Source organism: Staphylococcus simiae (assembly GCF_017357005.1).
Taxonomy (GTDB): Bacteria; Bacillota; Bacilli; order Staphylococcales; family Staphylococcaceae; genus Staphylococcus; species Staphylococcus simiae_A.
In genome coordinates, this window is record NZ_CP071589.1 from 2516796 (window position 1) to 2533861 (window position 17066).

General features: G+C 33.8%; 6 protein-coding genes and 1 pseudogene. All 7 read right to left on the reverse strand.

The window, feature by feature from the left end:
* Nucleotides 1–400 precede the first annotated feature (400 nt).
* Nucleotides 401–883 (reverse strand): glutathione peroxidase, encoded by a 483-nt coding sequence (locus tag J3R86_RS11665; protein WP_207517445.1) that lies wholly within the window; start codon nucleotides 881–883, stop codon nucleotides 401–403.
* A 974-nt stretch (nucleotides 884–1857) separates the two neighbouring features.
* Nucleotides 1858–10668, reverse strand: coding sequence for an SdrD B-like domain-containing protein (locus tag J3R86_RS12200; protein ID WP_431607787.1), 8811 nt, complete (start codon nucleotides 10666–10668; stop codon nucleotides 1858–1860).
* Between the two features lie 749 nt (nucleotides 10669–11417).
* Nucleotides 11418–11583, reverse strand: a pseudogene (locus J3R86_RS12330) (YSIRK-type signal peptide-containing protein); the annotation flags it as partial.
* Between the two features lie 307 nt (nucleotides 11584–11890).
* The gene (locus J3R86_RS11705) at nucleotides 11891–13006 is read right to left on the reverse strand and encodes a 5,10-methylene-tetrahydrofolate dehydrogenase (RefSeq protein ID WP_431607786.1); all 1116 of its coding nucleotides are present in this window, start codon (nucleotides 13004–13006) and stop codon (nucleotides 11891–11893) included.
* A gap of 26 nt (nucleotides 13007–13032) precedes the next feature.
* Nucleotides 13033–14163 carry a 5,10-methylene-tetrahydrofolate dehydrogenase gene (locus tag J3R86_RS11710; protein ID WP_207517447.1) on the reverse strand — a complete coding sequence of 377 codons (1131 nt, stop codon included), beginning with the start codon at nucleotides 14161–14163 and terminating at the stop codon, nucleotides 13033–13035.
* 261 nt (nucleotides 14164–14424) lie between these two features.
* Nucleotides 14425–15015: a DUF4064 domain-containing protein gene (locus J3R86_RS11715; protein ID WP_207517448.1), complete on the reverse strand. Its 591-nt coding sequence runs from the start codon at nucleotides 15013–15015 to the stop codon at nucleotides 14425–14427.
* Between the two features lie 55 nt (nucleotides 15016–15070).
* Nucleotides 15071–17065: an FtsX-like permease family protein gene (locus J3R86_RS11720; RefSeq protein ID WP_207572179.1), complete on the reverse strand. Its 1995-nt coding sequence runs from the start codon at nucleotides 17063–17065 to the stop codon at nucleotides 15071–15073.
* Between the last annotated feature and the right edge of the window lies 1 nt (nucleotide 17066).

The window sequence follows — 17066 nt, forward strand, 5'->3', positions numbered from 1 at the left end:
TTTTTACAGTGCTCGTCAATAATATGACAGCATTAAGGTCTACTACATCTAGTCCAAGATTAATTTCTATATAGTTGATTATGATTAACGTCAATGACTTTAATATTCATTTTCTCTCTATTGTCATTATGTACCAAATTTCAGATTGAGTAAAATAGGTCGCATGGCCTATTTTGAATATCACTAAATAATAGAGATTCTCTCCCAAATTGGACTGATACATAATTATTTTTTAAACTATTCACTTTTTATTTACCAGTCCTGAAAAACAGAGAACCATAATAAAAAGCATACTGAAGTAAAGGGGATATATCCTTTGCTTCAATATGCTTCACATCAATGGTCATCATGGATAAAAAAGATGTTTAACTGATAAACCATATTATTTTAAATATCTATATTATAGTAGTGATTCAATAAACGACGTCATTTCTAACGGATCATCCATTGGTAAAAAGCGTTTAACTACATTACCTTGTCTATCTATAACAAATTTTGTGAAATTCCATTTAATTTGAGAGCCAAATAGACCCGGTTGTTCCGCTTTTAAATAAGTAAACAATGGATGCTCATTTTTACCATTAACTAATACTTTATCCAAAATTGGAAAACTAACACCAAATTTTTGTCTGTTTAATTGTACAACATCATCGATTGGATCTGGTTCGCGATTATCAAATGTGTTATTTGGAAAACTCAAAATTGTAAATCCTTGTTCTTTATATTTTTGAAATAGCATCTCTAATTCCGTTAACTGCTCATTAAATATACAATTTGTTGCTGTATTAACTATTAAAATAACTTGATTGCGATATTGATCTAGTTTGTAAGTTGAGCCATCATGATCACATACTTCTATATCATAAACATTTCTCCTATTCATAAGGCACCTCTATATTGCGACTTTGTCATTAATTGCATATTTTTTAGAATTTTCAGATAAAATAAACATTAACAAATACTTCAAGTAAACATTATATGGTATTACACTTTTTTTATCCATGCAATTAATAATGTTCGCTTTTAGGTTTTTACCCAACTTATACAAACTAAACTCTAAATAATTTCTGTGTGTTAGTGTAAATTGACTACTTCGTGTGATATTGCTAGTCTCCACACAATGACTTACATTATAACCCCCTCATTATAATCATCCTTGTTCTTTATTTTTTAAAGACAATTAGTAAACCTCTTAATATATACGTTAATCCTGTCTTGATGGTCTTTCTTCTTAGAAGTTTCACTACCTAACATTATTAAAGTAATAATGATATGTTATTAGTGATTTAATACATAGACCTTATGATTACTTCACATCTTTATATAGATTTTGTGTATCCCTCCTTTAGAACTCATGCGTACATATATTACCGATGTTAATATTTCTTATTTATGCAGTTTCACATTATTAATATATGCCATTTTGTATCGTGTGCGACCGAATACATATTAAAACATCAACTCTAATAATTCAATTATAAAAAATAAAAGCGAACATTTATGTTATATTTAGTATTTATTGTTATCATAATATTATGTTTATTCTATTTTCAATTAATTAAACGAGTTGCTAATTATTAATAAAATAAAGCAATTTTTGTGATATTTTCTACTAAATATTCAAAGTAACATTATTATTAAATGACACTTTATCGTATAAGACAATGCGTTTAATAGCAATCAACAGTAAACTTCATAGTTTTAAAATCTCTTCGTATACCGTCTTCAACTATTTATTTTGTTATCACAAAATATTTTAAATCATTTTATATTATTATGCTATATTTTTTTATTTTTATTTTCTGACTAAAAAACCGATAAGAGAATATCCCTTATCGGTTAGATGATTCTATATCTTTATTTACTCTTTTGTTGGCGTCTTCTACCGCCTAATAGTAATAATGAACTTGCTAATGCAAATAATGAGCCAAATAATTCTGTGTTATGAGAATGCGTCATACCACCTGTACTTGGTAATTGTTGCTTAGTTGTGCCGTCATTAGTTACTGTTTGTTTATGCTCAATTTTGTGATATGAAATTGTTGTATTGTATTTGAAATATTGCTCTTTTCCAGTTTTCACTGTGTGTTGTTGATTATGTTGTGTGTTTTCTGGGTTGCTTGGCGTGCCTGGATTGCTTGGTTTATCTGGTGTCCCTGGGTTGCTTGGCTTATCCGGTGTCCCTGGGTTGCTCGGTTTATCTGGCGTGCCTGGGTTGTTCGGTTTATCCGGTGTGCCTGGATTGCTCGGTTTATCTGGCGTTCCTGGATTGCTTGGCTTATCCGGTGTCCCTGGGTTGCTTGGTTTATCTGGTGTCCCTGGGTTACTTGGCTTATCCGGTGTCCCTGGGTTGCTTGGTTTATCTGGTGTCCCTGGGTTGCTCGGCTTATCTGGCGTGCCTGGATTGCTCGGTTTGTCCGGTGTCCCTGGGTTGCTTGGTTTATCCGGTGTCCCTGGGTTGCTTGGTTTATCTGGTGTCCCTGGGTTACTTGGATGACAAGGACATACGATTTTAGTCCCATCATTACAAGTAATTACTAGATTACCTTCTATGTTGATATAAATATTTGTGATATTAGTAATATTAGTATTGCTACTATTTAAGATATCTTGGTGACTTGTTTCTTTACCGTCTCCATCTTTAACTATAATAGTAATGCCAATTTGTTTACCATCTTTATCTTTAATAGGAACTATATCTACAGTTGGTGTCTTACCATCCTTGCCGTCTTTACCATTTTGGCCATTTATACCATTTAAAATAACTTCGCGACTAACCTCTTTACCATTACCATCTTTAATAATAACAACAATACCCACTTGCTTTCCTTCACTATCTTTTAGAGGTTGTTGTTCAATGCTTGGTGTTTTGCCATCTTGGCCATCTTTACCGTTTTTGCCATCAGCAATGAATGTTTCACTAATCAATTTTCCTTGTGTTCCATCTGCATTCTTTTCATAGATTCTAACATAGGAGCCTGTTTGATCATCTTTTGTTCCACGTTCTGTAAGTGCTATTACTGATTGACCATCTTTACCATTAATACCATCTTTGCCGTCTTTTCCATCTTGACCGTTATAAATATTTTGACGACTTATTTCTTTACCATTACCATCTTTGACTATAATAGTTAGCCCAATTTGTTTGCCATCTTTATCTAATATTGGTTGCTGTTCTACACTTGGTGTCTTACCGTCAATACCATCTTTGCCATTCAATACCGTTTGACGATTAATTTCGTTGCCATTACCATCACGTACAATAATAATAATGCCATTTTGCTTACCATCTTTATCGTAAGAAGGTTGTTGTTCTACTGTTGGTGTTTTACCATCTTGACCATTATAGATATTTTGACGACTTATTTCTTTACCATCAATATCTTTAACAATTATTGTTACACCTATTTGCTTACCATCTTTATCGATGATTGGTTGTTGTTCAATACTAGGTGATTTTCCATCCTTACCATCAATACCATTTTGGCCATCTTGACCATTATAAATATCTTGATGACTAATTTCTTGACCATTGCTATCTTTGACAATTACTGTTACACCTATTTGCTTACCATCTTTATCGATGATTGGACGTTGTTCAATACTTGGCGATTTTCCATCTTTGCCATCAATGCCATTTTGACCGTCTTTACCGTTTGTACCATTTTGGCCATCCGCAATAAATGTTTCGCTAATTAATTTTCCTTGTGTTCCATCTGCATTTTGTTCATAAATTCGAATATATGAACCTGATTGGCCATTTTGTTCACCACGTTCAGTGATTGCTGTAACAGATTTACCGTTTTGACCATCTACACCATTTTGGCCATCAGTTCCATTGACAATTGTTTGACGGCTTATTTCATTTCCATCGCCATCTTTGACGATAATTGTCACGCCAATTTGCTTACCTTGATCGTCTGTAATAGGACGTTGCTCAATTGTTGGTGTCTTACCATCTTTACCGTTTTGGCCATTATAAACATTTTGGCGACTAACTTCGTTGCCATTGCCATCTCTAGTAATAACTGTCACACCAATTTGATTGCCATCTTTATCTAGTATTGGTTGTTGTTCAACACTTGGTGTCTTGCCATCTTGGCCATCTACACCATTTTGACCGTTTTGACCATTATAAATGTTTTGACGACTTATTTCTTGGCCATCTCCGTTTTTAACAATCACTGTTACACCAATTTGCTTACCATCTTTATCTAATATTGGTTGTTGTTCAATACTTGGTGTCTTACCGTCTTTACCATCAATGCCATCTTTACCATTCATAATCGTTTGACGATCGATTTCGTGACCATTGCCGTCTTTGACAATCACTGTTACACCAATTTGCTTACCATCTTTATCGATGATTGGTTGTTGTTCAATACTTGGTGTCTTACCGTCTTTACCATCAATGCCATTTTTGCCGTCTTTACCGTCTGCAATAAATGTTTCACTGATTAAATTACCACGACTACCATCTGGATTCACTTCATAAATTTTAATGTAAGAACCTGATTGGCCATTTTGCTCACCACGTTCTGTAACAGAAGTGATTGACTTACCATTTTGGCCATCTACACCATCTTTACCGTTTTGACCATTTTGACCATTTAAAATATTTTGACGGTTAATTTCTTTACCGTCTCCATCTTTAACAATCACTGTCACACCAATTTGGTTGCCATCTTTATCTAATATTGGTTGTTGTTCAATACTTGGTGTCTTACCGTCTTTACCGTCAACACCATTTGTACCATCTGTGCCTTTTTGACCATCTGCTACAAATGATTCGCTAATTAAATTACCACGACTACCATCTGGATTTACTTCGTAAACTCTAACGTAAGAACCTGGTTGGCCATTTTGTTCGCCACGTTCTGTAACAGCTGTAATTGATTTACCATCTATTCCGTTAGTAATTGTTTGACGATTAATCTCTTTACCATCGCCATCACGTGTAATAACAATGATACCTGTTTGCTTACCGCTATCATCTAGTACAGGTCTTGTTTCTATTGAAGGAGATTTACCATCAACACCATTTGTACCATTCATAATATTTTGACGGTTAATTTCTTTACCGTCTCCATCTTTAACGATAATGGTAACACCGATTTGGTTGCCATCTTTATCTAGTATTGGTTGTTGTTCAACACTTGGCGTCTTGCCATCTTTGCCATTAAGCCCATCCTTACCATTAGCTCCGTCTGTGCCTTTTTGACCATTCATGACATCTTGACGACTCAATTCTGTACCGTTACCATCTCTAACAATAATAGTGACACCGATTTGGTTGCCATCTTTATCTAGTATTGGTTGTTGTTCAACACTTGGTGTCTTGCCATCGATACCGTCTTTACCGTCTGCGCCATTCTTACCATTCATGATATTTTGTGTATCTGTAACTTTACCATCACCATCAATAGTAATAATCTTCACACCAATTTGATTGCCATCTTTGTCTAATATTGGTTCTTGTTTCACTTGAGGTGATTTGCCATCTTGACCATTTAAGATATCTTGACGACTGATTTCTTTACCGTCTCCATCTTTAACGATAATGGTTGTACCTATTGTATTGCCTTGTGCGTCTTTAATTGGCGTTTGCTCTACTGTTGGTGTTTTACCATCTTTGCCGTCTACACCATTCGTGCCGTCCTTACCGTCGGCTCCTGTATCGCCCTTATCGCCTTTGTCACCTTTATCGCCTTTAGCACCTGTATCGCCCTTATCTCCTTTTTCACCTTTGGCGCCATCTTTGCCGTCTACACCATCAGTTCCATCTTTACCATTCAAGACATCTTGGCGGCTGATTTCTTTGCCATCTCCATCTTTAACGATAATGGTTGTACCTATTGTATTACCTTGTGCATCTTTAATTGGTGTTTGCTCTACTGTCGGTGTTTTACCATCTTTACCGTCTGCTCCATCAGCTCCATCTTTACCATTCAAGACATCTTGGCGGCTAATTTCTTTACCGTCTCCATCTTTAACGATAATAGTTGTACCTATTGTATTACCTTGTGCATCTTTAATTGGTGTTTGTTCTACCGTTGGTGATTTACCATCTTTTCCATCGATACCATTTGTGCCGTCTTTACCGTTGGCTCCTGTATCGCCCTTAGCGCCATCTTTGATGAACGTTTCACTAATTAAGTTGCCACGACTGCCATCTGGATTTACTTCATAGATTCTAATGTATGAACCGTTATTACCATCGCTATCTATTCCAGGTGTAGTTTCAGCTGTAATCGATGTACCATCTATCCCATTGATTCCATCTTTACCATCTTTAATAAACGTTTCACTGATTAAATTACCGCGACTGCCATCTGGATTAATTTCATAAGTTCTAACATAAGAACCGTTTTGACCATCTTTTGTACCGGCTTCAGTAATTGTTGTTACAGATGTACCATTTGTACCGTCCTTACCGTTGGCTCCTGTATCACCCTTATCACCTTTGTCGCCTTTAGCACCTGTATCTCCTTTGTCACCTTTGGCGCCATCTTTGCCGTCTACACCATCAGTTCCATCTTTACCATTTAAGATATCTTGACGACTAATTTCTTTACCGTCTCCATCTTTAACGATAATGGTTGTACCTATTGTGTTACCTTGTGCATCTTTGATTGGTGTTTGTTCTACTGTTGGTGTTTTACCATCTTTACCGTCTGCACCATTAGCTCCATCTTTACCATTTAAGATATCTTGACGACTAATTTCTTTGCCGTCTCCGTCTTTAACAATAATGGTTGTACCTATTGTGTTGCCTTGTGCATCTTTGATTGGTGTTTGTTCTACTGTTGGTGATTTACCATCTTTACCGTCTGCACCATTAGCTCCATCTTTACCATTTAAGATATCTTGACGACTAATTTCTTTGCCGTCTCCGTCTTTAACAATAATGGTTGTACCTATTGTGTTGCCTTGTGCGTCTTTGATTGGTGTTTGTTCTACACTTGGCGTCTTACCGTCTTTTCCATCGATACCATTTGTGCCGTCCTTACCGTCGGCTCCTGTATCACCTTTGGCTCCATCTTTACCATTCAAGACATCTTGGCGGCTAATTTCTTTACCGTCTCCATCTTTAACAATAATGGTTGTACCTATTGTGTTGCCTTGTGCGTCTTTGATTGGCGTTTGTTCTACCGTTGGTGATTTACCGTCTTTTCCATCGATACCATTTGTGCCGTCCTTACCGTCGGCTCCTGTATCGCCTTTGTCGCCTTTAGCACCTGTATCGCCCTTATCTCCTTTTTCACCTTTGGCTCCATCTTTGCCGTCTACACCATCAGTTCCATCTTTACCATTCAAGATATCTTGACGACTAATTTCTTTACCGTCTCCATCTTTAACGATAATGGTTGTACCTATTGTGTTACCTTGTGCATCTTTGATTGGTGTTTGTTCTACTGTTGGTGTTTTACCATCTTTACCGTCTGCACCATTAGCTCCATCTTTACCATTTAAGATATCTTGACGACTAATTTCTTTGCCGTCTCCGTCTTTAACAATAATGGTTGTACCTATTGTGTTGCCTTGTGCGTCTTTGATTGGCGTTTGTTCTACCGTTGGTGATTTACCGTCTTTTCCATCGATACCATTTGTGCCGTCCTTACCGTCGGCACCTGTATCACCTTTATCACCTTTGGCTCCATCTTTACCATTCAAGACATCTTGGCGGCTAATTTCTTTACCGTCTCCATCTTTAACGATAATAGTTGTACCTATTGTATTACCTTGTGCATCTTTAATTGGTGTTTGCTCTACCGTTGGTGATTTACCGTCTGCACCATTAGCTCCATCTTTACCATTCAAAATATCTTGACGACTAATTTCTTTACCGTCTCCATCTTTAACGATAATGGTTGTACCTATTGTGTTGCCTTGTGCGTCTTTGATTGGCGTTTGTTCTACCGTTGGTGATTTACCGTCTTTTCCATCGATCCCATTTGTGCCGTCCTTACCGTCGGCACCTGTATCACCTTTATCACCTTTAGCACCTGTATCGCCCTTATCTCCTTTGTCACCTTTGGCTCCATCTTTACCATCAGTTCCATTCTTTCCGTTCAAGACATCTTGAGTACTTACAACGTTACCATTACCATCTTTAACAATAATCGTAACACCAGTTTGTTCTCCTTTGTCATTTGTAATTGGTGTTTGCTCTACTGTCGGTGTTTTACCATCAACTCCTGGTTTACCATCGACACCATCTTTACCTTTTGGAATAGTTATTGTTGAACCATCACTGAAATTAACTACAGTATCTCCATTATTGTTTATATAACTATTGTCTATTGTTAAACCTTTAGGTTGTTGTCCAGGTAATTCTTTAGTCGAACCATCATTATATGTCACAGTATACGTATTATTGCCAGGGTTATACGTAATGTTTGTCACTCCAGCATTATCATCTAAATTATATTCAAAAATGGCATTTTTAGAAGTATAAAGATGATCTCGTCGCACTTCTTCAAAATAATAACCATTTACTTGTAATAATTTACTTTGATCTTTACCTGTTAAATCTGGGTTATAGCCTAGTTGTTTATAAAATACGCGATCGCGTCCATCTTCACCTTGTTGCGCTAATTGAATAGTATTTTTTGGAAGTGATTTATTCTCACGCACTTCATTTTTGTAGCTTACATCTTCAACAGTAATTTCATATTCATCCAAACTTGGCGCTGTGTTTTTGTATAAACCTAAATCATTTGAATAATCATTGTTTTGCAATACTAATTTTACAACCGGTCCATTTGAATCGATATTCGTATTACTTCCAACATTTGTTGGTGCCAATGTATATCCGTCTGGTTCTATAAATTGAATAGTATAAGTACCTTCTTCAATATCATAAAATCCATATTTACCATCTCTATCAGTTACCGTATTGGCAATTGTACGTCCTTGGTCATTTTTCAATAATACTGTTACGCCACCAATACCAGTTTCTCCAGCATCTTGAATACCATTTTTATTACTATCGTTCCAAACGAAATCGCCAATATTATATTTATCTTTTTTAATAAATCCACTATCTATCGTGTTGTTGTCTGCAAAATTAATAGTTGCTGTTGATTCTAAACCATTTGAATCTAAAGCATTGTTTGTCCCTTGATTGACTAATGTTGCTTTATAACCAGCTGGCGGTTGGAACGTTACTGTATATGTGCCATTTTTTAAGTTAGTAAATAAATATTTACCATCACCATCTGTTGTTGTTTGATCAATAACTTGGCCCTTACTGTCTTTTAAAGCAACAGATACACCAGCAATGCCTTTTTCATTTGCATCTTGAATACCATTTTTATTAGTATCTTCCCAAACATAATCTCCAAGTTTATATTGGTCATTGCGGAAAAAGCCACTATCAATCGTATAATTATTAGCATTATTAACAACTACTGTTGTTGTTTGACCATTTGAATCCAAAGCAGTATCTGATCCTGCTGAAACAGGTGATGCAGTATAGTTACTTGGTGCAGTAAAGTCAACTTTGTATGTACCATTTGGCACGTTTTTGAACAGATATTTACCATTCGCATCTGTAGTTACACGATCAATAACAGTACCAGTTGTAGTATCTGTTAATTTGACATAAACGCCTGCAATACCTTTGCCACCGTCATTTTGAATACCATCTTGATTTGTATCTTCCCAAACATAATCTCCGATTTCATATGTTAATTCAGTACCATTAGCAGTAGATGTACCGCTTGATGTACTATAACTATTCACTTTTTTTACACTCTCTGATTTATTATTTTTATCTAAACCTGCTAAAGTATATGAAATAGTATCTGAAGTTGTGTTTCCAGTTCTTGTCATTACTTGAGATACAATATAGCGTTTATTTTGAGCTATAGTTCCAAAGTTGATTGTAGCTTGTGTATTGTCATTGTTTGTTGTTATAGCAGATGTAAATGATGACGTCACATCTTTTAGTTTGCTAGTATCACTATAATTTGGTGTGAAACTATCAACCATTGCAGAAGTATCCAATACTTCATATATTTTGAAATTATTTTTATCTAATGTGAAACCATTAAGATCTGTCGTTAATTTAGTATTATAATGAATTGATCCTGGTTGGTTAACATAGGTAACCATATTATATTGTTTGTTATTAGAGTAGCTTGTTGCAGAAACAAGTACATCCGATTTATTATTGCCATATTCTACCGCTATATTTTTAGTAACTGATTGATTACCATACGTTACAACCATAGGATACACTGTCTTATCAGTTGTGGCATTTTCACGTTTAGCAGAATTGATGCTGGTAAATGAACCTTTAATATCCTTATATTGATCTACATAATTGGTGAACGTGTATTTAATGGTATTAGATGCCTTATCATAATCACCACGTGCAACGATATCTCCATCAACACTTTTCAAATCTACATTTCCTGGTAAATAATCAATTCCTCCACCTGGTCTAATATAGTCTCCGTATTTTACAGTAAAGTAGTCTCCCTCTTTAACTGTATTATCAATTTGATAATTCCCTTTAATAATAATATTATCAGCTGATGTTATCCACACATCTGGATTACCATTTAGCGTACGACCTTGTGTCGTAGTCATTGTTAAATTAGTAAAATTCACTTTATCATTGACATTGGTACCTGAAGTTGTCGGTGTTGTCAATAACATTCTAGTTTTGAATTTTGGACTAACAGGTGTTGGTGTCGTTGAAGCTGATGCTGGTGTTGCCGCTAGTGATATAAAAGGATCTAAGCCAAGTTTAGAATTAGGATTCTGTAGATCTTTTTGAATTGTTGTAGCTAAAATAATTTGATCTAACTGTTCTTTAGATAAATTAGAAATATCATTTTGAGATTTCACATTTTGAGCAACATCAGTTTGTACAGTTTTATCAACACCTAAATCAGCTACTTTATTGGTTGCGTATTGTTCTTTTTTAGTTGTTGTGTTATTCGATTTAGCTGTTTTAGTACTGTCTGATGTGTTCTGTTGATTTGTGTTACTTTGATTAGTTTTCACAGTTTTATTTTGTGCTTTTTGACTATTATTGACTTTTTTGTTACTTTGTTGATTTTGGTCAGCATGTTGGTCATTAGATGAATTTGCAGTGTCTGGTTGAGTAGTTGCTTTGTCATGAGACGAAGTCTCTGCTTTGTTATTAGTTGTCGGTATGTCATTATTCGTATTGACATTATCTTTATTTGTTATCTCTTTGTCTTCGTTTAACTTTGTATCATTTTTATTAGTTGTTTCTACTTTTTCATTAACTGTGGATGCTGTTGTGTTAGAAGTTGGTGACTTAGTTGTAGTATTTTGAGTATCTGAAGTAGTAGCTTGCGTTGCATTGTTTGATTGTACATTAGAAGTCGTGTTATCCGTGGATTGATTAGTTGAATCAGTATTTGGAGAACTCTCTGATTGAGTCGTTTCTGCTGCTTTGGCTTCTTGGTGACCTAAAATAAGTGATGCTCCTACCAATATTGAAGCAGTACCTACCGTGAACTTTCTGATTGAATATTTATTCAATCTATTGGGCATAAAATCTAAGCGTGATCCTACATTGTTCTTCTTTTTGTTTGACATATGTTTCCTCCTAAATAACAAATTATTACTTATATGTAATTTTCATTATTTGTTAATATAGTTATTATAATGTCTTTTATTATTTTGCGCAAGATAATTTTATAAAATTATTTTTCGGATAGTAACATAATATACTTCAATAAAGTTTAGCTTTATTTAAAAAATTATAAATTCAAGTCTTTTATAATTAATAAAGGATATAGTTGATTTCATTTCTCTTTTAAAAAATAAAAAATACTTCTGAATATATTTGAATTCAAATAAGTATTCAGAAGCATTCATTTAAATTATAAACTTATATGTCCTTTTATAGGTCGTGTTGTTTATTATTATATCTTAACCGTTGTCTATAGCCATATGTACTTTCTTTAACTCTTTGGTCATCCAGCAACCCTGCTCCAATTGCACCGGCAACAGTTGAAATCGATGTAGCAAACCACGGAATGCTTAAATATAAATCCAGTCCAGCTGCATGTCCTAGTTTGACTTGTTGACCTAAAAAATCAGCTGGCAATAAAATAACTTCTGCCGTTAAAAATAGCATATAAAGTACACAATAGTAGATGATGATTGCTACTAGTAACGTCATAATTGTTGTAAGATTATATAACCAAATGATTCTCTTGTGACGACTGTTGTTGTTGGGTTCCCATAATTGATGTGCCATAACTATCCACAATAGCATGCCTAAAATAGCTATTACCGAAATACTAAATAGTCTTATCATTGAAAATTCATTAGCCAGTTGCCACATTGTTGAAAATACCATACCAAATGCTCCGGTTGTAAAAGCAATTGCAACAATATTACTAAAACTAATCATCATTTTAAGTGGATTATTAGCAAACGTCATACCACTAATTAATCTAAACATACCCATAATGCTTGAATTAGCGATATATCTGGTATGCTTAGACTCTGTTTCATCTAAATATTGTTTAGCTTTAGTAACCTTGGCTAACGGAAATTGTTTATTCATTGTATGTTTAATATGATTATTAGCATCATAATCTTGATCAGCTAAATTAGATTGATGTACATTCCTTATGATACTGACAATTGTATTTGTCATTCTTTTTTTGATTGGTCTCCAACCAAATGACGGATAAGATATAACGGCAACTCCCTGTTCATTATTTATATCTAATGCCATAACATGACCATTAACAAACATTGGTAAATCTGTTATCGCTATGACATACTGCCACGATTTTTCTTGGTAATAGTTAGTAATTTCGTTATAAATATCATCGACAGTTTCAGCAAATCCTGTTAACGGATCAACGACTAAATCAGTTTCCCAAGAGATGTTACTATCAATTTCATCAATAAAAATATCTGGTAACTCAGCTGTTAACTGCTGTCCTAATTTCTCAGTCACACCTGGTGCCACAACGAGCCCTACTATTATTTTTTGAGCCACAACACCCCTCCTTATCCTGATACTCATTAATCACTTTGATCATTACTACTAGTGTTTTTCTGTTTTATTTGCTTTTTATTATAATCAAACTGTTGTTGTTCATCTTCTTCTGCTTGCTTATAGCGATAATATTGACGATATGAATATGTTAAACGTCTCACCTTCTCTTCACTTTCAACTGTAGACCCCATAGCACCTGCTAATAAACCTAATGATGAGACAAACCATATTAATTTTAAATAATTGCTAAAAGTGTGTGCGGAGGTCGCAGTAGTCCAAGCATTAAACAAACGATTAGGAACAAATAATGTAACGCTAATCGATAATAATATATATAAAATTGCGTAACTAATAAATGTAATTACCATTAATGTTAATAACGTGGTGATATTATAAATTGTTCGATATATCTTTTGTGAATCGCTCGTCTGCCTCTCAAATAATTGATGTGCATACAATAACCAACATGACATACCAACAATTGCAATAATCATCAATATGATAAATCTGATAGGTGAGTATATCACACTTAGTTGCCACGGCATTGAAAATATAGCCACATAGGTACCCGTTGCAAAAGCCACTGAAATGATTTTTTTAAAATTTGTGATGGCTTTCCATGGCTCATTTGCTCTCGTTAAGCCGCAAATCAATTGAATCCAAGCAATAATAAATGTCGCATTAATATATCTATATTGGCTGTCATTATTTTGCGTTGTATCTTGAACTTTTTTAATATACGCCAGAGGATGAATCTTTAAATGGTGGTCACTTTCGTTATTCACAAATTGTGTCATTAACGAACTAATCATCTTCGTTAATTTATGTGTGATATTTAAAAATCCTAATGAAGGTAAAGAAATATACGCGGTTGCTCGACTATGATTAACATCACTCACAACAATCTGACCATCACTAATATTAGGCAAATCAATGATACCAATAGCAAAGTCCCATTGTTTATTTGCTTTAATATTGGCAATTTTATCCATCCCTTTGTCAATATCTTCTGCGGTACCGATCATCATATCGACAACAACTTCAAAATGCCAATCGTCATTTTGTAACTGATTCAGTTTACGTTTAACTTTTGGAATGATTCGCTCTGCATAGCGATGTGCTACGCCAGGTGATGATATAATTCCAATTCTATACATTACATACCTCTTTCTAGAAAATACTTAATTAGCATACTTATTTGTAACAGGTGTGGAACGGCAATATTTTTCAAAAAATTATTTCGTAGATACCCGTCTTACATATTTAGAGCTAGTTAGATTTTTAATCTTTACTAGCTCTTGCCCAACCTTGCCCGTCTTGCATATTAAAGTAAAAATTTTAGTTATAAAATTTTTCTATGACGGGTCCCTGCATTGCTTTATCACTTATGATTTTGAGTCATTTTTAAATCGATAGTATTAATATTTATAAGGATCTTGTTCTTTTTTCTCTTTTAAGCGTTGGCGTTCCATTTCAATAAAGTCATCGTGGTTCTCATGTGAACCTTGGTCGTTATCTTGATTCATATATGTTGACTCACTACTTGAATAACTATCAGTTTTATTGTCGCTATCACTATGCCAACTGTTATTATTAATATTTCTAAATTGTTGTTTAGTTTTTTTAACAACCAACATAATACCCGCAACAATATAGAGAATGCCTGCAATAAATGACGTTAAAAATGTTATGACACCAGCTATGATTAATAACGAACCTGACATTCTAACCTTTTTATTGATAACAGAGATGCTAATGATTGCTAGAATGCAAGAAACGATTGATAGAACCAGTGCTACAATAACTGTTATCGTTATAATTTGACTTAACTGTTCCATTGAAAATATATCAGTGACGTTAGGTTGTTGCTGTTTAACCTGTTCTAAAATTTCATTTTTTTGTTCGCCTGATAAGATTTTAGGCATAGTTAAAATTGTTGTGATGATGGACAATAGTTGAATTACAATACCTATCCAAACCATCACACGTTCTTTTGTGCGATTTAACATATGATGACCTCCTTAACTTCAATATATGATTTATTTTTACGTGATATCATCATTTTCACTTATGTTGTTTAAGCATAGCTACATAAATTCTTGATGTTAGCCAATAAATCAGTGAGTACAACAAACTTACAGTTATTATAACGATGATGTAGCTTGTTATTAAATGATTAATATTGGAAATGCCTATCATGATTAGTACTGTATGAATAATTTTAAGAGCAAATACGCTATGACAGACCGCCATAATCATTGGTATTGAAAAAAACCACCTGATTTGGCTATGTATCATTGGTTTAATTTTATCCCTTGCCAATCCAACTTGTTGCATGATTTGATATTTTTTTTGATCTTCATAGCCTTCAGATACCTGTTTATAATAAATCATTAAAAATATTCCTATCATTAAAACGATTGATACTAGACCACCCATAAATATAAGACCACTACTTAAATTATTCCACAGCATTGTAATTTCATTTTTCGATGTAATGCTAATTTTATATTTGTCTTCTAATCGATTGATAGTTGCTTGAAATATAGGTTCATGATTAGCAGTATTAAAGTTTATCGTCGTTGATATGTCATTATCTGCTTGATTAAAATACTTCAATATCTGATGACGTTGTTTGTCATTTTTGACAATTAATGCCATGCTGTCTTGAAAAAGCACAATATTTAAATTGTTATTTGTGACAGGTTTAATACTATACTTGCGATGATTTAGACTGACTTCAGTCTTACTTTTAAATACTGGAATATATGTTATCATACCCAATTCATTGTTTTTTAAATCAATAGGTTGATGATATTTATTATAATCTTGCATAGTCAATACTGTTACCATCACAGTTTTGTTGCCAAATATGACATCGTCAAATTTAATATAGTTTGCTGGATATGTATTATGCTTGGGTTGCATAATCATCAACTGATTATCAAACTTGAAGTTACTCCTAAATAAACTGGATTGATATATTTTAGGTTGCTCAACATTTACATGTTTCTTAATATCCTTTAATAATAAATAAGCTGTATGCTGACTATGTGTATGTGACTGCTGTTTACTATCTAATTTCACATCATAATCATTCGTCAATAATTTATTCATGCCATTATCAATATCTCTATATGTTGTCATCGTCATTGTTAAAGTCACAATTAAAAATGTACACAACAACGCTATCGTCGCTAAACTAACTGCATTGACCTTTAAGCGCTGTCTCAAACCAATTAATACTATGAAATATTTAGGATGATAAAATAGCGACGTTATTTTCTGGAAAATATGAATGATTCTATCACTTAATCCTATAAACAAGGTATAAGTGCCAACAATGACACACAACAAAAGAAACCATAATTTCATAAATGAATCAAATGTTGTGTGGTCTTGCAAAGCAATCCAATAACTGATAACCAATAACAGACTGCCAATAGTAATTAAGATATAGCTTAACCATCGTGATAATGTCTGTTGTCCAGTATCTTGTTGCTGTACCATCGGACTTTGAAATCTAATTTTAATTAAATTAAATACTAAAACAATGACCATAGTTATGGCGATAATAATTACTGTAATCATCATCGCAGTTGTATTAAATGGATAAGCTGCTAACGATACATCTCGTTCTCCCATTAGTTTTTGAAATATTAAAAAGAATAATGCACCAAATAAATAACCACCCATAATACTAATTAATGTAATAATACAAAATTGTATAAACATTTCGATAATGACTATACTATGAAGGTCTCTCCTACGCATTCCTAACATCATGTATACAGAGAACTCTTGCTTTCTATATGTCATAACAAAGTGATTAGCATAAGTTATAAAAACAAGTGCTAAAAATGCCAAAAATATGTTGCTAATAACAATAAAGACAACTAGTAAATAATTAATTCTTTGAATGTAGTCATTAAATATGACAGAAAGTAAAATATATTCAATCATGAATAAACAACTCGTCGCCATAACAAATGGAATAACAATATGACGCTGTGATTTAAAATAGCTTCGTATAATTTTACTCAGCAATTGCACCTTCATA

Bases quoted from the DNA above. Each gene is read 5' to 3' on its own strand.
- J3R86_RS11720 (WP_207572179.1), bottom strand. From the start codon at position 17,065: ATGAAGGTGCAATTGCTGAGTAAAATTATACGAAGCTATTTTAAATCA.
- J3R86_RS12200 (WP_431607787.1), bottom strand. From the start codon at position 10,668: ATGTTATTGACAACACCGACAACTTCAGGTACCAATGTCAATGATAAA.
- J3R86_RS11710 (WP_207517447.1), bottom strand. From the start codon at position 14,163: ATGTATAGAATTGGAATTATATCATCACCTGGCGTAGCACATCGCTAT.
- J3R86_RS11665 (WP_207517445.1), bottom strand. From the start codon at position 883: ATGAATAGGAGAAATGTTTATGATATAGAAGTATGTGATCATGATGGC.
- J3R86_RS11715 (WP_207517448.1), bottom strand. From the start codon at position 15,015: ATGTTAAATCGCACAAAAGAACGTGTGATGGTTTGGATAGGTATTGTA.